The sequence below is a fragment of the Deinococcus aquiradiocola genome, assembly GCF_014646915.1.
GTDB classification, from domain to species: domain Bacteria; phylum Deinococcota; class Deinococci; order Deinococcales; family Deinococcaceae; genus Deinococcus; species Deinococcus aquiradiocola.
On record NZ_BMOE01000012.1, the window covers coordinates 61,026 to 78,264 of the forward strand.

At 71.2% G+C, this 17,239-nt stretch carries 17 protein-coding genes; 9 read left to right on the plus strand and 8 right to left on the minus strand.

Annotated features, from left to right (window positions below):
* Positions 1-25: 25 nt before the first annotated feature.
* The 3 genes from IEY33_RS14975 (at position 26) to IEY33_RS14985 (ending at position 2,468) form a co-directional block, all read left to right on the plus strand.
* Positions 26-1,048, plus strand: a complete 1,023-nt coding sequence (locus IEY33_RS14975; protein ID WP_188964099.1) for an AAA family ATPase — start codon at positions 26-28, stop codon at positions 1,046-1,048.
* A complete protein-coding gene (locus tag IEY33_RS14980; protein WP_188964100.1) occupies positions 1,045-2,163 on the plus strand; it encodes a DUF58 domain-containing protein in 1,119 nt (372 codons plus the stop codon). Before IEY33_RS14975 ends, IEY33_RS14980 begins: the two co-directional genes overlap by 4 nt.
* An 80-nt stretch (positions 2,164-2,243) precedes the next feature.
* The gene (locus IEY33_RS14985) at positions 2,244-2,468 is read left to right on the plus strand and encodes a hypothetical protein (protein ID WP_188964101.1); all 225 of its coding nucleotides are present in this window, start codon (positions 2,244-2,246) and stop codon (positions 2,466-2,468) included.
* Positions 2,469-2,571: 103 nt separating this feature from the next.
* Here IEY33_RS14985 and IEY33_RS14990 read toward each other — a convergent pair whose 3' ends face one another.
* Positions 2,572-4,542 carry a phosphodiester glycosidase family protein gene (locus tag IEY33_RS14990; protein WP_229671047.1) on the minus strand — a complete coding sequence of 657 codons (1,971 nt, stop codon included), beginning with the start codon at positions 4,540-4,542 and terminating at the stop codon, positions 2,572-2,574.
* Positions 4,543-4,646: 104 nt separating this feature from the next.
* On the opposite strand from IEY33_RS14990, the gene mglB reads away from it, so the two are divergent.
* Entirely contained in the window at positions 4,647-5,132 is a 486-nt protein-coding gene (mglB, locus tag IEY33_RS14995) for a GTPase-activating protein MglB (protein ID WP_188964102.1), read from the plus strand.
* A 26-nt stretch (positions 5,133-5,158) separates the two neighbouring features.
* A complete protein-coding gene (gene mglA, locus IEY33_RS15000; protein WP_188964103.1) occupies positions 5,159-5,749 on the plus strand; it encodes a GTPase MglA in 591 nt (196 codons plus the stop codon).
* A gap of 63 nt (positions 5,750-5,812) precedes the next feature.
* On the opposite strand, the gene IEY33_RS15005 is transcribed toward mglA, so the two are convergent.
* The 4 genes from IEY33_RS15005 to IEY33_RS15020 form a co-directional block, all read right to left on the minus strand.
* Positions 5,813-6,679 (minus strand): hypothetical protein, encoded by an 867-nt coding sequence (locus IEY33_RS15005; RefSeq protein ID WP_188964104.1) that lies wholly within the window; start codon positions 6,677-6,679, stop codon positions 5,813-5,815.
* An 11-nt stretch (positions 6,680-6,690) separates the two neighbouring features.
* Positions 6,691-7,428: a GNAT family N-acetyltransferase gene (locus IEY33_RS15010; protein ID WP_188964105.1), complete on the minus strand. Its 738-nt coding sequence runs from the start codon at positions 7,426-7,428 to the stop codon at positions 6,691-6,693.
* Between the two features lie 15 nt (positions 7,429-7,443).
* The gene (locus IEY33_RS15015; RefSeq protein ID WP_229671048.1) at positions 7,444-8,913 is read right to left on the minus strand and encodes an NAD-dependent succinate-semialdehyde dehydrogenase; all 1,470 of its coding nucleotides are present in this window, start codon (positions 8,911-8,913) and stop codon (positions 7,444-7,446) included.
* A 125-nt stretch (positions 8,914-9,038) separates the two neighbouring features.
* Positions 9,039-10,004: a ring-cleaving dioxygenase gene (locus IEY33_RS15020; protein WP_188964106.1), complete on the minus strand. Its 966-nt coding sequence runs from the start codon at positions 10,002-10,004 to the stop codon at positions 9,039-9,041.
* 124 nt (positions 10,005-10,128) lie between these two features.
* On the opposite strand from IEY33_RS15020, the gene IEY33_RS15025 reads away from it, so the two are divergent.
* Together IEY33_RS15025 and IEY33_RS15030 are read left to right on the plus strand one after the other, a co-directional pair.
* A complete protein-coding gene (locus IEY33_RS15025) occupies positions 10,129-10,938 on the plus strand; it encodes a multinuclear nonheme iron-dependent oxidase (RefSeq protein ID WP_188964107.1) in 810 nt (269 codons plus the stop codon).
* Between the two features lie 204 nt (positions 10,939-11,142).
* Positions 11,143-12,477 (plus strand): hypothetical protein, encoded by a 1,335-nt coding sequence (locus IEY33_RS15030; protein ID WP_188964108.1) that lies wholly within the window; start codon positions 11,143-11,145, stop codon positions 12,475-12,477.
* Positions 12,478-12,522: 45 nt separating this feature from the next.
* Here the strand turns inward: IEY33_RS15030 and IEY33_RS15035 are convergent, their stop codons facing one another.
* Positions 12,523-13,149: a hypothetical protein gene (locus IEY33_RS15035; protein WP_188964109.1), complete on the minus strand. Its 627-nt coding sequence runs from the start codon at positions 13,147-13,149 to the stop codon at positions 12,523-12,525.
* A 141-nt stretch (positions 13,150-13,290) separates the two neighbouring features.
* Entirely contained in the window at positions 13,291-14,094 is an 804-nt protein-coding gene (locus IEY33_RS15040; RefSeq protein ID WP_229671049.1) for a hypothetical protein, read from the minus strand.
* 225 nt (positions 14,095-14,319) lie between these two features.
* Between IEY33_RS15040 and rplS the strand changes: the two genes are divergently transcribed.
* Positions 14,320-14,805: a 50S ribosomal protein L19 gene (rplS, locus tag IEY33_RS15045; protein ID WP_188964153.1), complete on the plus strand. Its 486-nt coding sequence runs from the start codon at positions 14,320-14,322 to the stop codon at positions 14,803-14,805.
* 186 nt (positions 14,806-14,991) lie between these two features.
* On the plus strand, positions 14,992-15,978 hold the full coding sequence (locus IEY33_RS15050; RefSeq protein WP_188964110.1) for a malate dehydrogenase: 987 nt from the start codon (positions 14,992-14,994) through the stop codon (positions 15,976-15,978).
* Positions 15,979-16,079: 101 nt separating this feature from the next.
* Here the strand turns inward: IEY33_RS15050 and IEY33_RS15055 are convergent, their stop codons facing one another.
* Positions 16,080-17,225, minus strand: coding sequence for a prepilin peptidase (locus tag IEY33_RS15055; RefSeq protein ID WP_188964111.1), 1,146 nt, complete (start codon positions 17,223-17,225; stop codon positions 16,080-16,082).
* Between the last annotated feature and the right edge of the window lie 14 nt (positions 17,226-17,239).

Consider the following 17,239-nt stretch of genomic DNA (forward strand, 5'->3'; position numbering starts at 1 on the left):
TCCTGACCGTTCCCCCGGAGTTCCCATGACGCAGTCTGACCTGACCCCGCACGCCCAGCACCCCGCCAGCCCGCACCCTTCCGCCCGGGCGACCTTTCAGGAGCGCGTGCTGCGCAACGTCTCGACCGTCCTCGTCGGCAAGGAGGGCGTGACGCGCCTCGCGCTGGCAGGCATCCTGGCGGGCGGGCACATCCTGCTGGAGGACGCGCCCGGCACCGGCAAGACCATGCTGGCCCGCGCGCTCGCCGTGTCGCTCGGGCTGGGCTTCAAGCGCGTGCAGTTCACGCCGGACCTCCTCCCGAGCGACGTGACGGGCGTGAGCGTGTACCAGGACGGACGGTTCGTGTTCGTGCCCGGCCCGATCTTCACGGGCGTGCTGCTGGCCGACGAGATCAACCGCGCCACCCCCAAGACGCAGTCGGCGCTGCTGGAAGCGATGGGGGAAGGGCAGGTGTCGGAGAGCGGCGTGACGCACACCCTCCCGCAGCCGTTCGTGGTGGTCGCCACGCAGAACCCCATCGAGTTCGAGGGCACGTACCGCCTGCCGGAAGCGCAGCTGGACCGCTTCCTGCTGCGCCTGTCGGTCGGGTACCCGTCGCAGGACGACGAGGCGCAGATGCTGGCACGGTTGCAGGAACGCCACCCCATCGGCACGCTGCAGGCCGTCGCGGGACCGCAGGACCTGCTGCAGGCCCGCGCCCGCGTGCGCGGCGTGCGCGTCGCGCCTGAACTGCGCTCGTACATCGCGGGCCTCACCGCGCGCACGCGGCAGCACCCGCAGGTGGCGCTGGGCGGCGGGCCGCGCGCCAGCCTCGCGCTTCAGGCGGTCGCGCAGGCGCTCGCGCTGCTGGACGGGCGGGACTTCGTGACGCCCGACGACCTGAAACTCGCCGCGCCCGCCGTGCTCGCGCACCGCCTGAGCCTGCACACCGAGGCGCGCCTGACGGGCGTGCGCCCGGAAGACGTGGTCGCGCAGGTCCTCATGGACCTGCCGGTCCCGGTCGAGTCGCCCGTCCCCGCCGCCCCGGCGGGCGGGCCGCTCCCTTGAGCGCGCTCGGGCTGGGCTTCGCGCTGCTGCTGCTGCTGCTCGTGTGGGGCACGTGGAGCGCCTGGCGGATCCCGCCGCACGTCACCCTGCGGCGCGACCTGCCGGGCCAGGGCTTCGCGGACGACCGCGTGCCGCTCACCACGCACCTCACGGTGCGCGCCGCCCTCCCCACCCGCGTGCGCCTGGAGGACCCCGCGCCGCTCACGGTGGTGCCGGACGTGCCGTTCAGCGCGGGCGGCCTGGTGTGGGGCGAGACGAGCACGGTCTTCCCGACGGAACTGACCCTCAACCGGCGCGGCGTGTACCGCTGGGAGGGCGCGCGCCTGCAGTGGGCGGACCCGTTCGGGCTGTTCTGGCGCAGCGTGACGCTCCCGCACCCCACCACGCTGGAGGTGTACCCTGGCACGCACGGCCTGCGCCTCCCGAACCTGCTGCGCCCCCTGCTGTCCGAGGGGACGCTCACACGCACGCTGGGCCTGGACGACCCCATCAGCCTGCGCGGCGCGCGACCGTACCTGCCGGGAGACCCGCCGGGCCGCGTGCACTGGCGACTGTCGGCCCGGACGGGCGACCTGATGGTGCGCGAACTGGAACGCACCGCGTCCAGCAGCCTGCACCTGCACCTCGACACCTGCGGTTCGGGCGTGTACGTGGAGAGCGCCGTGCGGCTCGCGGCGAGCCTCGTGCAGGAGGCGCTCACGCTGCACCTGCCGGTCGCGGTGAGCAGCGGGGACCGTGCAGGCAGCAGTCCGTCCGGCAGCACGCCCGAAGCGCTCCGGCACGCGCTGAGGGTGCTGGCCGAGGTGCGCGCCACGTCCGGGCCGCCCGCAGCGCTCGCCCTGCCGCGCGCGGGCAGCAACCTGATCGTCGTCACGCAGAGTGCGCACCCGGACCTGCTCGCTGCGGCCGTGCGTGCCCGCGCCCGCGCGAGCCGCGTGGTGATCGTGGCGGTACCGGAGGGCTTCTACCTGGAGCCGGGCGAGTCGCCCCGGCGGCAGTGGGTGGGCCTGCCCGACACGGTCCGCGAACTGGAACGCCAGGCGGGCATCCTGGCGGGCGCGGGCGTGCTGGTGTACGTGCTGCGCGGCGACATGAGCGTCCTGCGGCTCGGGTAGGGGCCGCGCGGACGGCGGGCCGTAAACGTTTCTTGCGGCGCCGTTCACGCAGGGACTCGCCCGGCAGGTTAGCGTCAGGTATGAGCGATACCGAACGCACGCAGCAGACGATCCCCGAGACCGCCGAACCCCAGCGTCAGGGCCAGCAGCAGGACGTGAACGTGCCGGAGGAGACGCCGAACCTGCAGTCCGCGCCCGAAACGGCGCAGAACCGCGGCGAGGACGCCCTCGACGTGGCGCTGCAGGGCAGCATGATCACCAGCGATCCGCCCAGCAGCCTGATGCCCGAAGACGGCGAGGAGTAATCCAGCCGACCCCCGACATGCGTGAGTGAAGCGCGCGCCGGGGCAGCGTCCAGCAGAGCGCGGCGACCCTTCAGTGGTCGCCGCGCTTCCTGCTGCCGCCCGTTCAGCGGCTCCGGGACGCGCCTTTCTGCGCGGTGGGTTTCGGGACGAACACGAGGGCGTTGGGGACGCTGCGGCTCCAGACGGTGTTCAGGTACCCGCCCGCGTTCAGGTAGCCGCCCGTGACGTACACGGTGGCGCTGCTGCCGCTGTCGAGGCGCATGGCGCTGCTCACGCCGGCGTTCAGCAGGGCGCGCGCGAAGTCGCCCGGCGTGCCGCTGCTCAGGAACGCGATGCCGCTCTGCGTGCCGACCGTCACGAAGGCCACCTGCCGGGTGGCGCGCCAGATGCCGCCGGACGTGTCGAAGCCCTCACGGACGGGATCCAGCACGAGTTTCCCGGCGGACACCAGCAGCGGCCCGGCGGCGAGCGCCTCCTGCATGCCGTCCCAGCCGGGCGTCTGCCAGTTGAGGGTGTACGTCAGGGGGCTGCCGCTGGGCAGCGTCAGCTGCGGGTAGCGGGCGGGGTCGAAGGTGACGGTGAAGTCGCCGACGCCGGGCGTGAACCGGCCCGTCATGGCGCGCGCGACCGTGCCGCCCGCGCCCGTCCCGCCGAGGCCCGTGCCGCCGCGCAGCACCAGCGTGGTGAGGGAGTCCGCGCCGACGCCGGTACGGCCGTCACCGACGAAGGCCGTGACCCAGGCGGGGTTCGGGCGGGCGCTGACGCTGTTCACGGTGAGCTGCACGCCGCTGCCGTTCAGGACGTAGCGCGGGCGGGGGTAGCCGAGACGGGGCGTGCCCTGCGCGTCCAGGCCGAGCGTGGCGCGGCGCTCGAGGCTGGGGGCGAGCATCAGGCCGCCCTGCGCGACGAGGTCCACCGGCAGGCTGCTGGCCGGGTCGAAGTACCCGCCGTTCACGCCGGCCACCCCGCCGCTCGTGCGGACGAGGTCCGCGACGCCCGACGAGCGGCCGAGGGGGGCCGTGACGACTTTCGGGACGTAGCGGTCGTCGAAGGTCAGGAGGCTGAGGCCGCCCAGGCGGCGGAGCGTGACGCCGTCCGGGAGGGCGTCCGTGCGGACGGGCGGGGGGACGCTCGTGTCGATGTTGGTGGTGGTGTCGATCACCACGCGGTACGGGTCCTGCAGGGTGAAGATCTCGCTCGCGCCGCCGGACGTGTCGAGGCGGACGCTGCTGCCGGTCGCGCCGAGCGACACGCCGAGGTCGTCGCCGGATTCGAGCTTCTGGGTCTGCGGGGCGCCGCTCACGCCGGGCAGGGTGAGGGTCAGGCCGCTGCGGTCGCGCTGCACGGTGTACGTGGCGGGCGCGTTGAATTCCAGCACGACGCGCTGCAGTTCGATGTTGCGGTCGAGGGTGCGGCTGCTGCGGACGCTGGCGAGGGTCGCGACGGGCGTGAACGGCAGGGCGGGCGGCGCGGGCGGGGTGGGTTGTGCCGGGGTGGGCTGCGGCGCGACCGGTGGTGGCGTGGCGGGCAGGGGTGTGGTCGGAAGCGGAGTGGTCGGCAGGGGCGTGGTGGGCAGGGGCACGGCAGGCTGGAGTCCGGGCGTGACCGGCAGCGCCGACGCGGGCGCGGCCGGGACCGTCCCCGCCACCGACGACGCGAGCGGCACGAAATCCAGCAGGTCCGGCGTGTCTGCCAGCGGACGCACGCCCAGCGCCAGCAGCACCGACACCGCCACGTGCACGCTCCCGTTGTACGACTGCGGGACCGGCAGGACCGGCGGCACGGCACTCAGGCCCGACGCCGCCCAGCGCCCTCCCTGAAAGCTCAGGACGGCACCCCCGTACGACAGCGACAGCAGCCCGTCCGTGTTCCGTACCGTGACGCCCAGGCGCGGCAGGAACCACACCGGCAGGCCCTCCACGTTCCCGTCCAGCGGCTTCGTCTCGATCCTCGGACTGGTCAGCACGCCCGCCAGCGCGACCGGACGGGCCGCCGCCATGCCCGGCAGCAGGACACCCACGGAAAGGACGGCACTCAGCAGCGATGGACGGAAGGGGACGACGGGGCGCTTCACGCGGGGCAGTGTAGCGGCCCCCCCCACCAGGGCGGGTGAGGCATGTGTGGGCCGTGAGATATCCGTCAACGCCCGGAGGTGCCGGGGACTATACTCGTTCCAACATGATCGAACCCTCCCTCGCGCTCTACGGTGAAACCTTCGACAAGGTGGAACAGCACCTGGACGAGCTCCTGGCGGCCACCGGAGTGCGTTACTGCCTGCTGGTGGACCGCAAGGGCTTCGTGCTCTCCCACAAGGAGGCGCTGTGGGCGCCCCGCCCACCCGCGCTGGACAGCGTGGCGACCCTCGTGGCCGGCAACGCTGCCGCGACCGGCGCGCTCGCCAACATGCTCGGCGAGAGCACCTTCTCCGAACAGATCCACCAGGGCGAGAAGGGCGTGCTGTACGTGGAATCGGTCGGCGACAACGCCCTCCTCACCCTGATCTTCGACTCCAGCGTCCCGCTGGGCCGCGTCAAGGTGTACGCCAAGAAGACCATCGCCGTCGTGGCCGGCCTGCTCAAGACCCTGCAGGACGTGCCCGCCGTTTCCTTCGATCAGAGCTTCAGCCAGAGCGCCTCGGCCCTGCTCGACGACCTGCTCGGCTGAGGTACAGGCCCAATGGAGAAGCGTTCATGAGCACCATCAACTTTGCGGCACGCGAAATCAACTGCAAGATCGTGTACTACGGTCCCGGCATGTCCGGCAAGACCACCAACCTCAAGCACGTCTTCTCGAAGGTGCCGGACCACCTGCGCGGCGAGATGATCAGCCTCGCCACCGAGGACGAACGCACCCTGTTCTTCGACTTCCTGCCGCTCGACCTGGGCTCCGTGCAGGGCTTCAAGACGCGCTTCCACCTGTACACCGTGCCCGGACAGGTGTTCTACAACGCCAGCCGCAAACTCATCCTGCGCGGCGTGGACGGCATCGTGTTCGTCGCCGACAGCGCCCCCAACCGCCTGCGCGCCAACGCCGAAAGCATGCGCAACCTGCGCGAGAACCTCCTCGAGCACGGCCTGGACATCAAGACCATTCCCATGATCCTGCAGGTCAACAAGCGCGACCTGCCCGACGCCCTCCCCATGGAAATGATCCGCGCCGTCATCGACCCGAAAAACGAACTGATGATGACCGAAGCGAGCGCCCACGAAGGCCGGGGCGTCTTCGAGACGCTGAAGGCCGTCAGCAAGATGGTCCTCGAACGCCTCTCGCAGCCCACCTGAACCTCAGCATGACGCGCGGTCCCGGCTGAACACCCGCCGGGACCGCGTTTTTCTTCGTGCTGCTCAGGTCGGTCGCAGGAGATACCCCGTCGTGGTCCAGCCGACTTCCGCCCAACGGACCAGTACCTCGTTCAGGTCCGCCACCTGTCTCGGTGCGAACCACGCCTGCGACTCCTTATGGAATACCCATCCGTCCCCGAGTGAGAGTGCCGCGTGCTGGACGGCGCCGTCTGCGTCTCTCCATACGAGAATCGTTCCATGGCCGCTCAGGTCGTCTGCCGGGCGGGTCCGTGCGTCGAGCCAGCGCTGGAAGGGCGGGCCGTGCATCCACACGCGCGCCACGCCCGTGACCCCACAGGCCGCCATGACGGTCCCCAGGCAGTTAGGTCCGCTGTCTGCGGCGAACGTCCCCATCAGGGCCTCCAGTGCCGGGAAGTGTTGCCGCAGGGCCTGCCGTTGTGAATCTGTTAATTCCTGCCGCCTGCACGGGAGCCGGTCGTCCTCCACAAACGCCTGCAGGCGTTGCCAGCGGTCCTGTGGCGTCCGTGCCCACCACGTGAGGGGCCATTCGTTGTGCAGGAGGCCCGTGCATGGATCCTCTGTGACTCTGCCGCGCCGGAAGCTGCGCTGCTCACGCAGCACCTCCTGCTGCAGGTCTTCCGAGAGGGTGTGCCAGCCGGACTCGTCAAGTTGAACCGTCCAGGTGGCGTCCGGAGGGGAGGCATACAGGCCGAAGGTGTCGATCACGGACAATGGCATGTGGTGCGTGTGCAGTTCATGCCGCTTCCATGGCGCCAAGTGCGGTAACCGTGCGGCCAATGCATCCGACAGCAGGAACGGTTGCACGTCTGGCACGAACCACGATTCCCAGCGGGCCTGCACGTCCGGCGGCAGCGGGATGCTCAGCAGCGTGCGGCCTCGTGGAGACATAAGGCAGTCTATCAGTGCGTGTCGGCCGGGCGTTCCAGGGTGAGGCGGGCGGCGGTGAGGGTGAAGCCCGCGCGGTGCGCGTTGCGTTCGCTGGCGCTGCCGGGGACGGTGAGGAGGGCGGCGTGCGTGGCGCAGCGTTCGGCGGCGGCGTGCAGGCGGGCGTGCAGCAGGGCCGTCTGCGCGCCCCGGCCGCGGTCGCCGGGGAGGGTGGCGGCACTGAAGAGCCACGCGACGTGCCCGAGGACGGTCAGGGCGGCGGCGGCCACCGGTCGGCCGTGCCGTTCGGCGAGGTGGAACTGCGTGTGGGGGCGCGCGGCAGTGCGGGCCATGATGGCCTCGCTGCCGGGACCGAAGGCGAGGGTGGTGAGGTGGGCGAACTCGTCGGGCGTGGCGTGCCGGGTGCGGATCTCGCCGGGGGGCGTGACCGGGACGTCGTCCGGCAGGACGGGGCGGGCGTGCAGGTGCAGCATCTGCGTGAGCCGGTACCCGCGCGCGGCCAGGGTGGCATGGTCCGTGAAGTGCGAGTACACCGAGAGGCGGGACGGCAGGCCGTGCCCGGCGTAGAAGTCCTCCACGGCCGCGAGCACCTGCGCGTCCGCGTGCCTGCCGAAGCCGCTGGCCGCGTTGACGGGCAGGCCGGGTCCGGCGTACACGGCGCGGACCGGGCCGAAGGTGGCGACCTGACCGCCGTACAGCGCCTGGTGGAGCGAGTCGGCCGTTTCGAGTTCGCCGGTCAGGTCAGGCGTCATGCGGTGCGGGCGGGGTCACTCGGTCTTGCTCTTGTGCGCGTCGGGGGCGGCGCCGATGCTGACGGTCTTGGTGTTCACGAATTCGTGGATGCCGTGACGGCTGAGTTCGCGGCCGAACCCGCTGGCCTTCACGCCGCCGAACGGCAGGCGGGGGTCGGAGGCGACCATGCTGTTGATGAAGACCGACCCGGCTTCGAGGTCGCGGGCGAAGCGGGCGCGTTCGGCGTCGTCGTTCGTCCAGGCGCTGCTGCCCAGTCCGAAGCGGGTGGCGTTCGCGACGCGGATCGCTTCCTGCTGATCCGGCACGCGGAAGATGAGGGCGACCGGTCCGAAGACCTCCTCGCCGTACACCTGCATGTCGGGCGTGAGGTCGCTCAGGGCGGTGGCGGGGTAGTAGTTGCCCTGCCCCTGCGGGATCTGGCCGCCGAGGAGGACGGTGGCGCCCTTCTGCACGGCGTCCTGCACGAGGCCGTGCACTTCGTCGCGGATGGCGGGCGTGGCGAGCGGGCCGATGTCGGTGGTGTCCTGCATGGGGTCGCCGAGCGTGAGGGCGGCGAGGCCGTCCACGAAGCCGTTCACGAAGCGGTCGTAGATGGCTTCGTGCACGATGAAGCGTTTGGCGGCGATGCAGCTCTGGCCGTTGTTGATGGTGCGGGCGGTGACAGCCGTCTTGACGGCGAGGTCCAGGTCGGCGCTCGGCATGACGATGAAGGGGTCGCTGCCGCCGAGTTCCATCACGCTGGGTTTGATGGCGGCTCCGGCGGTCCCGGCGACGCTGCGTCCGGCGCCTTCGGAGCCGGTGAGGCTGACGGCCTTGACGCGGTCGTCCTTGAGGATGGCTTCGATGCTGCGGCTGCCGACGAGGAGTGTCTGGAAGACGTCCTGCGGGAATCCGGCCTGCTGCATGACGCTCTCGATGGCGAGGGCGCAGCCGGGGACGTTGGAGGCGTGCTTGAGGAGGCCGACGTTACCGGCCATGATGGCGGGCCCGATGAAGCGGAACACCTGCCAGTACGGGAAGTTCCAGGGCATGACGGCGAGGACCACGCCGAGCGGCTGGTAAGTGACGTACGCGCGTTCGGCCTCGGTGGTGACGTGTTCGTCGGCGAGGAACTTCTCGGCGTTCTGGGCGTAGTACTGGCAGCTCTTGGCGCACTTCTCGACTTCGGCGAGGGCGGCGGCGAGCGTCTTGCCCATCTCGCGGGTGGCGAGGGCCGCGAGTTCGTGCTTGCGTTCGTGCAGCAGTTCGCCCGCGCGGGCCATCCATTCGGCGCGCTGCGCGAAGGTGGTCAGGCGGTACGTGCCGAAGGCCGTCTGGGCGCGCTGGAGGCGGTCTTCGATCTGTTCGGGCGTGAGGGTGTCGTAGGTGGCGAAGGTCTCGCCGGTGGTGGGGTCGATGCTGTGCATGGGGGTGGGGCGGCCCTCGTGGCTGGGGTGGGCCTGGCTGGCGTTGGCGTCCGGGCTGGAGGTGGGGGTGCTGGTCATGCTCCAGTGTCGGGCGGCGGCGAGGCCCGCGAGTGTGCGCGCCGCACAATCGGAGGGAGAGCCTGAAGGGTGCATGACGACGGCCCGCCAGCGCTCCCTGCGCGGGCGGGCCGGGGACCGGAGGATCAGTCGATGGGTTTCAGTCCGGCGATGATCTGGGCGCGCTGCGGTTCGAGGAAGGGGGGCAGCACGACCTTCTCCCCGAGGGTGCCCGCGTCCTCGTCCACGGCGAAGCCGGGGCCTTCGGTGGCGAGCTCGAACAGGACGCCGTTCGGTTCGCGGAAGTACAGGCTGCGGAAGTAGTAGCGGTCGACGGGGCCGCTGCTCTGCACGCCGAGGTGCTGCAGTCGGTCCACCCAGGCGTCGTAGTCGGCGTCGGGGATGTTGAAGGCGACGTGGTGCACGCCGCCCGCGCCGGGTTGCGCGACGGGCAGGCCGGGGCGGACGGCGACGTGCAGTTCGTTGCCGGGTCCGGCCTGGGCGCTGTCCTCGCGGCCGATGCGGTACACGTGGACGGTGTGCGCAGCGTCGTCGGGGTGGGGGTAGGTGCGGAGGGGCGTCATGTTGAGGAGTTTCTGCAGGATGACGTCGGTGGGGTACAGGTTGGGGACGCTCATCGTGACGGGTCCCAGGCCGCGGATCTGGTGGGCGGCGGGGACGGTGCTGGCTTCCCAGGGGTGGGCGGGGCCGTGTCCGCCGTCGTCGACGAGCATCAGGCGCTGTCCTTCGGGGTCGTCGAAGGTGAGGGTGAGGCGGCCGTCCTGTTCGTGCACGTCGCTGACGGTGACGCCGCTGGCGCTGAGGTGCGCGTGCCACCAGTCGAGGGCGGCGCGGCCGTTGACGCGCAGTCCGGTGCGGGTGACGGTGTGGTTGCCGCGGCGTTCCTGGGGGACGTCCCAGTCGAAGAAGGTGAGGTCGGTGCCGGGGCTGGCTTCGCCGTCGGCGTAGAAGAGGTGGTAGGCGCTGGTGTCGTCCTGGTTGACGCTGCGTTTGACGAGGCGCATGCCGAGCACCTCGGTGTAGAAGCGTTTGTTGTCGCGGATGCGTGAGGAGACGGCGGTGAGGTGGTGGAGGCCGAGAAGGTTTAACATGAAGCGATTATGCACCCCGACACGCCACCGCAATAGGACCCAGGCTGCAGGTGTGTCCAGCGGGGCGACCCGGACTGCTCCAGACCTCGGGCCATATCTATACTCTTTTGAGTAAAATGATCATATGAGTATAAAACTGGCGGTGAACGGCGTTCCGGAACTGTACGCCCTGCTCGGCACCCACCCGGACCTCCCCATCCACGCCATCAAAGCGCCCCTCTCCCCCACCAGCACCCCGGAAGTCGAGCGCGCCCGCCAGCACCGCCCGGTCCTGCTGCACGGCTGGGGACCGCCCGGGTACAGCGTCACCGACGACACCGTGCCCGAGGAGGCCCTCCTCGCGCGGCTCGTCACGCTGAGCGGCACGCCGACCCTGTCCGTGCACCTCGACCCGCGCCACGACGACGGCCACGACGAGGCCGCGCTGCTCGGCCGCATCGCCCGGCAGGCCGACCGGCTGCGCGCCCTGAGCGGCCTGCCGCTCCTGCTCGAGAACGTCCCCTGGCGTCCCGGTACCGGCCGCCCCCGCTGGGGCACCGACCCGGACTTCATCCGGGCCGCGCTGGACGCCGCCCGCGCCGACCTGCTCCTCGACCTCGCGCACGCCCGCGTGGCCGCCCACCACCGCCGCACCGACCCCCGCGCGTACCTCGCCGCCCTGCCGCTGCACCGCGTCCGCGAACTGCACGTCTCCGGACCGCGCACCGGCCCGGACGGCCTGCGGGACCGGCACCTCACGCTGCAGGCAGAAGACTGGGCGCTGCTCGACTGGACGCTCCCCCGCACCCCGCACGCGGCATGGCTCACGCACGAGTACATGGGCCTGCACGCGGACGCCCACCCGCAAGGCCCGGCCGGACCCGCCGCCCTGGCCCGGGACCTGCACCTGCTGGGGCAGCGCGCGGAGGCCACGCCAGTTGTGCCGACCGGCTGAGCCGGGTCCCGCCTCCTGGCGGTCTGGCAGACGCACCGCACGGATGAGGACCGCAACCCGAATGCCCTGTGCCGTCATGGCCGCACAGGTACCCCTGCCCCCGCGACTTGCCCCGCGCAAAGGCAGCCGCTACCCTGGACGGGCACACACAATTTGAATCCGGTTCAAGCAACCCAGATCACAGGAACCCAGACAGGAGTCAACATGCGCACCTGGTGTCCGGCCCTCGCCCTGGCGGTCCTCCTCGCTGCCTGCGGGACGACCACGCCCTCCCTCACCGCCACCACGCCCGCCACCACCGCACCTGCCGTCGGTACGGGGGCCGCCCAGCCGGGCCTCCCGGCCGGGTTCGGCGAGGCGCTCACCGCCACGTCCGCCCGCACCACCGGGACGGCCCTCGGCACGCAGGCGCTCGCCTGCCCCACCACCCTCGCCGCCCCCTACGACGCCAGCACCCTCGACACCGGCCTGTACTGGTACGCACCGTCGGAGTCCGGCGCGCCCGGAGGAGTCGGCTGCAAGGCCCGCAGCGACGGGGCCGCCATCGCGGGCTACTACGACCCCGCCCGCCCCGTGATCGTGTTCGTGCACGGCTGGCAGAACGGCAGCGTGCAGTCCGGCCTCGTGAGCGGCAGCACCCGCACCACCGCCCGCGAGAACTTCTTCTTCCAGGAGAGCGGCACGGACGTCGCGGACGCCTGGATCGCGCGCGGCTGGAACGTCGCGCTGTACCAGTGGACGCAGCTCGCGGACGACGAGGGCACCGTCTCGGCCCCGTACCACGCGCAGGCGAAAATCTGGACGCCCGGCTACACGTACGTGGACACCCTGGGCCGCACGCAGGACATCCGCATGCGGTACCGGGTCGCGGGCGGCGCGTACAGCACCCTCAACATGCCGACCGTCAGTGCGGGCAGCCTCTTCTACACGGCGTACAGGAGTGCCCTCAGCCGCTGGAACTACACGGGCGCGGAGGGCGTCCGGGTGATGGGGCACTCGCTGGGCGCGCAGATGGCGTTGTCGCTCAGCCAGCAGGCGTACGCGGACCCGGCCCTGCCCGCCCGTGAACGCCCCGCCCGGCTGATCCTGGCGGACCCGTACTGGACGCCCGCCACGCCCGCGTACGGACACACGTACGGATTCCTCGCTCCGGACGCGAGTCCCGCCGCGCGCGCCGTGCGGATCGTGACGGCCCTCAAACCGCAGGGCCTGACGGTCGAGTGGCTGAAATCGTCACGCGTGAACGACCTGGGCGGCGACAACAACACGGCACTGGCGGGCATCGTGTCGCGCACCGAGATCTTCCCGGAGTACGTGCTGGACCTCAATCCCGCGACGGGCCTGGCCCGCAAGCACAGCGTCGCGCCGCGCTGGTACCTGTGGTCCGCGAGCTTCGCGCCCGGCGGGGCCGTCAGTGCCGCGAACACCCTGACAGCCGCGCGGAACGTCATGAACGCCGGAGTGCGTTTCGATCAGCAGACCGGGCGGGGCAGCGTCACACCCTCAGACGACACCTTCGTCAGCGCGCCCAACCCATGAAGGCGGCCGGACCGCCCCCGACGGCCGGGTGCCCGGCAGGGCGGTTCAGGGGGTGGCGGTCCAGCGGTCGAAGCCGTCCTCACCGGTGGTGCTGACGGTGGTGCTGCTCGCGCCGCTCGCGTACACGGTCTGGTTGCTCGCCACGCGGTTCCAGCCGCGCCGCAGGTCCAGGCCGTACGTGGCGTTCGCCTGCTGCCCGCGCACGGTGCAGCTCAGGGTGCCGTTCACCTGGGCGGCGTCGCTCGCGTACACGAAGAGGCGCTTGGTGACGCGCACGGGGTCGCTGCCGCCCCGGTCCTCGCTGACGAGCGTGTACGCGTTGCGCGCGCCGCCGGCGGGGTATGCGGTGATGTCGCCCAGACTGTAGAACTTCGCGTTGCCGCTGGACTTGACGGTGCTGCTGCACCCGGCGGGCAGGTCCGGCACGAGGCTGTCCTGCAGGAGCGGCTGCATGGTGGCGTCGTCCGGCAGCTTGAGGGTGAAGCGGCCCACGGTGTCCAGGTCGGCACTCGTGAGGGTCTGGAGGTCGTCGCTGAGAAATTCGGCGCTGCCTGCCCCGTAGGTCCAGCCGCGCACCTCGCCGCGCACCTGGGTGAGGGACTTCCCGCCGCACGCGGCGAGGGTGGGGACGAGCAGGGCGAGCAGCAGGAGGCGCACACGGGCGGCGGGCATGCAGGCAGCATAGCGCCGGGGCCGGGCAGCGTCTGTCCCGGCGTGCAGCGGCGTGGGGAGGCATGCGGGTCGCTGCTCGGGGCCGGGCGGCGGCTTCGCGCTCCACCCGGCCGGACTCCACGGGTCCAGCCCGACCGGGGCTCAGTCCTGCTGCTGCAGGCGTTCCGTCTCGCGTTCGGCGGCGGCCTGGAGTTCTTCGAGCGCCTGGATCTGCTCGCCTCGGGTGGCGGCCGTCTCCGAGACCTGCTTGATGGTCGCCTCGCCGATGCTGCCGAGCTTTTCGAGCTGCTGGCCGCCCTCGGCGTCGAGGTCCGTGATGCGTTCCACCACCTGCTCACCCATGCTGCCGAGCAGGTCGAGTTCCTCCTCGGCACTCAGGTTGTGCAGTTCGCCCAGGCGCGCCTGGTACGAGGCGCTCACCCGGTCGAGTTCCTGCAGCTGTTCCAGCGTGCCCACCTGCGCCCGGGCCGCCTCGATCATCAGGTGCAGGCTGTTGATCTGGTCGCGGACGCGTTCCAGCACGCGCTCCAGGCGGCGGGCGTTCAGGTCGTCGAGCGGCGTGGCGACGATCCCGGCGAGCGCCTCGCGGATCACGCCTTCCAGTTCGTGCGCGGCCGTGATCTGCTCGCTGCCGGAAGCGACGATGCCTTCCAGGGCGCGCTGCTGCCCGTCGCGGCTCTCCTGTCCGGCCGAGATCGGCAGCTGCCGCAGCGACTCGGTCGTGACGCGCACCACCTGCCGCAGCGCGTCGGTGCTCGCGAACTGCTCACGGCCCACCCGGATGATCTCCTCCAGCAGGCTGCTCTGCAGCCACCCGGCCGCGCCGACGTGCTCGCGGGCACGCGCCTCGTTCAGACGGCGCTGCTGCTCGACCGTGCGGGCGTTCAGCTGCTCCAGAGCTTGGGTGGTCGAGTCCTGCAGGGTGGCGGTGACGGCGTCGCTCATGTGGGCTCCATGATGTCGCGTGAGGGCAGCCGCGCGTGGTGGTTCCCACACATTCCCCGCCGGGGGACTTGAGGGCCAAGGGGATCACCTGTACACTGGAAGAGTTTGCCCCGGTGAATCCGGGAGCGAGTAAGGAGCTGTGAAGGTCTCTTTACGGGCGCGGCACCCACGCGGGTGGGACGCGCACCGACTGGGGCCGTCCGCCAGCCAGGAGTGAACATGACCATGCGAATCAACAAGGGCGCGATCCTGCGCTCCATCGAGCAGCCCCACATCAAGACCGACCTCCCCGACTTCCAGCCCGGCGACACCGTCCGCGTGGAAACCAAGGTCGTGGAAGGCGCCCGCACCCGCAACCAGGCCTTCGAGGGCGTCGTCATCGCCATCAACGGCTCCGGCAGCCGCAAGAGCTTCACCGTCCGCAAGATCAGCTTCGGTGAGGGCGTGGAGCGCGTCTTCCCCTTCAGCAGCCCCCTGGTCGCCAAGGTGACCGTGCTGGAGCGCGGCAAGGTCCGCCGCGCCAAGCTGTACTACCTCCGCGACCTGCGCGGCAAGGCCGCCCGCATCAAGAACGACCGCGGCCGCGTGATGAAGGACGCCGCCCGCGCCCAGCGCGCCAAGCAGGACGCGGCCGACAAGGCTGCCGCCGACAAGGCCACGCCCGCCGAAGCGCCCGCCCAGGACGCCAGCGCCGAGAGCAGCGCCGAATAACCCCACACCCTCAGGTTCAGCACGCCCCCCGGAGACCCGCGACTCCGGGGGGCGTCTGCTGCATCCCGCACCCCCCGTACCTGCGCCCGTGCGCGTCACCCGGCAGGTAACCCGGCCGCGCCCCGCTGGCCCGGCCCGGTGGGGTAGCATGACCCGAAAGTCACACCCACCCCCCAGGAGGAATTCATGAAGAACCCCGTACGTGTCGCCGTCACCGGCGCTGCCGGTCAGATCGGTTACAGCCTGCTCTTCCGTATCGCGAGCGGCGCGATGCTCGGCGACGACCAGCCCGTCATCCTGCAGCTGCTGGAAGTCACGCCCGCCCTCAAGGCCCTGAACGGCGTGGTCATGGAACTCCAGGACGGCGCGTACCCGCTGCTGGCGGGCGTCGTCACGAGCGACGACCCCATGGTCGCCTTCAAGGACGCCGACTACGCCCTGCTGGTGGGCGCCATGCCCCGCAAGGCCGGCATGGAGCGCGGCGACCTGCTCTCCGCGAACGGCGGCATCTTCAAGCCGCAGGGCGAGGCGCTCAGCGAAGTGGCCAGTCCGGACGTGAAGGTCCTCGTGGTCGGCAACCCCGCCAACACCAACGCCCTGATCGCGCAGCAGAACGCCCCCAAACTCAAGCCCGAGCAGTTCACGGCCATGGTCCGCCTCGACCACAACCGCGCCCTGTCGCAGCTGAGCGCCAAGACCGGCAAGCCCGTCAGCGGCATCCGCAGGATGACCATCTGGGGCAACCACTCCAGCACCCAGTACCCGGACCTGTCGCAGACGACGGTGGACGGCACGCCCGCCCTGGACCTCGTGGATCAGGCGTGGTACGAGGGCGACTTCATCCCGACCGTCGCGAAGCGCGGCGCGGCCATCATCGAGGCGCGCGGCGCGAGCAGTGCCGCGAGCGCCGCGAGTGCCGCCATCGACCACATGCGCAACTGGGCGCTCGGCACGGCCGAGGGTGACTGGGTCAGCATGGGCATCCCCTCCGACGGCAGCTACGGCGTGCCCGAAGGCCTGATCTACGGCTTCCCCGTCACCGTCAAGGATGGCGTGTACAGCATCGTGCAGGGCCTGCCCGTCAGCGACTTCAGCCGCCGCATGATGGACGCCACCGCCAAGGAACTCACCGAGGAACGCGACGCCGTGCGCGACCTCGGCCTGGTGAAGTAACCGCACCTCAGGACACACAGCGCGCCGCCCGACTGAACGAGTCGGGCGGCGCGCTTCTGTCCCGGCCGGGCGTGCAGTGGAGATGCACGCCCTCGGTGTGCCTACAGGCCGAAGAGGCGGCGGTAGAACTCCACGAGCGGCGCGCCGAACATCAGGGCGATCAGCGCGCCGAGCGCGAGGTACGGGCCGAACTTCAGGCGGTTCTCCTTCAGGATCAGCAGCTGCAGGACGCCGAGCACGGCGCCCGCCACGATGGCGACGACGACGGCCACGATCAGGTTCTCCCAGCCGAGGAACGCGCCGATCATCGCGGCGAGCTTCACGTCTCCGAAGCCCATGGCGGCCGGGTCGTAGTCGTCGCTGTCGTCTTCCTGCTGTCCGGTGACGATGGGGTGCAGCCACCAGTACAGGCCGCACAGCAGGGCCATGCCGCCCGCGGCGGCGAGGCCGCCCTGCACCATCAGGATCAGGCCGGGGCCGTAGCCGCTGGTGCCGAGCACGAGGCTCAGGAGTGTCCCGCCGAGCGTGAGCCATTCGGGGACGCGTACGGCGCGGCGCGCGGCGAGGTTCACGGCGACGCTGACCGCGCCGACCGCGATGCCCGCCCACGCGCCCAGCCACGTGCCGGCCAGCAGGGCGAGCGCGATCTGCTGGTACCCGAGGGGCGCTTCGGGGAAGCTGCGTTCGCGGGCGCGGCGCATGACCCACGAGCCGAACAGGTCGATCACGATGAGCAGGCCCGCGCCGAGCAGCATGCCGCGCAGCGCTTCCGCGAAGACGGGCAGGCCGTCCGCGTGCGTGCGGGCGTTCACGAGGCCGAACAGCAGGCCGATGCCCGCGCCGGGCAGGCTGACCTCGTCGGGGATGCTGTACGTCTCCTGGTCGATGACGGACGCGACGAGCAGCAGCGTGAACAGCAGGCACAGGCCGAGCAGGCTCGCGCCGACCTGCGAGTACGGGAACATCAGGCTCAGGATCAGGTACCCGGCGCCGGTCACGAGTTCCACGACCGGGTAGCGGGGGCTGATGGGGGCCCTGCAGTAGCGGCAGCGGCCGCGCAGCGCGGCCCAGGAGAGGACGGGCACGAGGTCGAGCGGGGCGAGGGCGTGGTCGCAGTTGGGGCAGTGGGACGGCGGGAAGTTGATGCTCTCGCGGCGCGGGAGTCGCCAGATGAGCACGTTGGAGAACGAGCCGATCAGCAGGCCGAGCACGGCGACGATGACGGTGACGAGAGTGTCGGGGATCACGGTGTCAGTGTACC

What these genes read in the sequence shown, in the direction of transcription:
- IEY33_RS15015 (WP_229671048.1), bottom strand. Translation starts at nt 8,913, where the DNA reads ATGACCAGCACCCCCACCTCCAGCCCGGACGCCAACGCCAGCCAGGCC.
- IEY33_RS15035 (WP_188964109.1), bottom strand. Translation starts at nt 13,149, where the DNA reads ATGCCCGCCGCCCGTGTGCGCCTCCTGCTGCTCGCCCTGCTCGTCCCC.
- IEY33_RS15050 (WP_188964110.1), top strand. Translation starts at nt 14,992, where the DNA reads ATGAAGAACCCCGTACGTGTCGCCGTCACCGGCGCTGCCGGTCAGATC.
- mglB (WP_188964102.1), top strand. Translation starts at nt 4,647, where the DNA reads ATGATCGAACCCTCCCTCGCGCTCTACGGTGAAACCTTCGACAAGGTG.
- IEY33_RS15030 (WP_188964108.1), top strand. Translation starts at nt 11,143, where the DNA reads ATGCGCACCTGGTGTCCGGCCCTCGCCCTGGCGGTCCTCCTCGCTGCC.
- rplS (WP_188964153.1), top strand. Translation starts at nt 14,320, where the DNA reads ATGCGAATCAACAAGGGCGCGATCCTGCGCTCCATCGAGCAGCCCCAC.
- mglA (WP_188964103.1), top strand. Translation starts at nt 5,159, where the DNA reads ATGAGCACCATCAACTTTGCGGCACGCGAAATCAACTGCAAGATCGTG.
- IEY33_RS14985 (WP_188964101.1), top strand. Translation starts at nt 2,244, where the DNA reads ATGAGCGATACCGAACGCACGCAGCAGACGATCCCCGAGACCGCCGAA.
- IEY33_RS15040 (WP_229671049.1), bottom strand. Translation starts at nt 14,094, where the DNA reads ATGAGCGACGCCGTCACCGCCACCCTGCAGGACTCGACCACCCAAGCT.
- IEY33_RS15010 (WP_188964105.1), bottom strand. Translation starts at nt 7,428, where the DNA reads ATGACGCCTGACCTGACCGGCGAACTCGAAACGGCCGACTCGCTCCAC.
- IEY33_RS14975 (WP_188964099.1), top strand. Translation starts at nt 26, where the DNA reads ATGACGCAGTCTGACCTGACCCCGCACGCCCAGCACCCCGCCAGCCCG.
- IEY33_RS15025 (WP_188964107.1), top strand. Translation starts at nt 10,129, where the DNA reads ATGAGTATAAAACTGGCGGTGAACGGCGTTCCGGAACTGTACGCCCTG.
- IEY33_RS15005 (WP_188964104.1), bottom strand. Translation starts at nt 6,679, where the DNA reads ATGTCTCCACGAGGCCGCACGCTGCTGAGCATCCCGCTGCCGCCGGAC.
- IEY33_RS15020 (WP_188964106.1), bottom strand. Translation starts at nt 10,004, where the DNA reads ATGTTAAACCTTCTCGGCCTCCACCACCTCACCGCCGTCTCCTCACGC.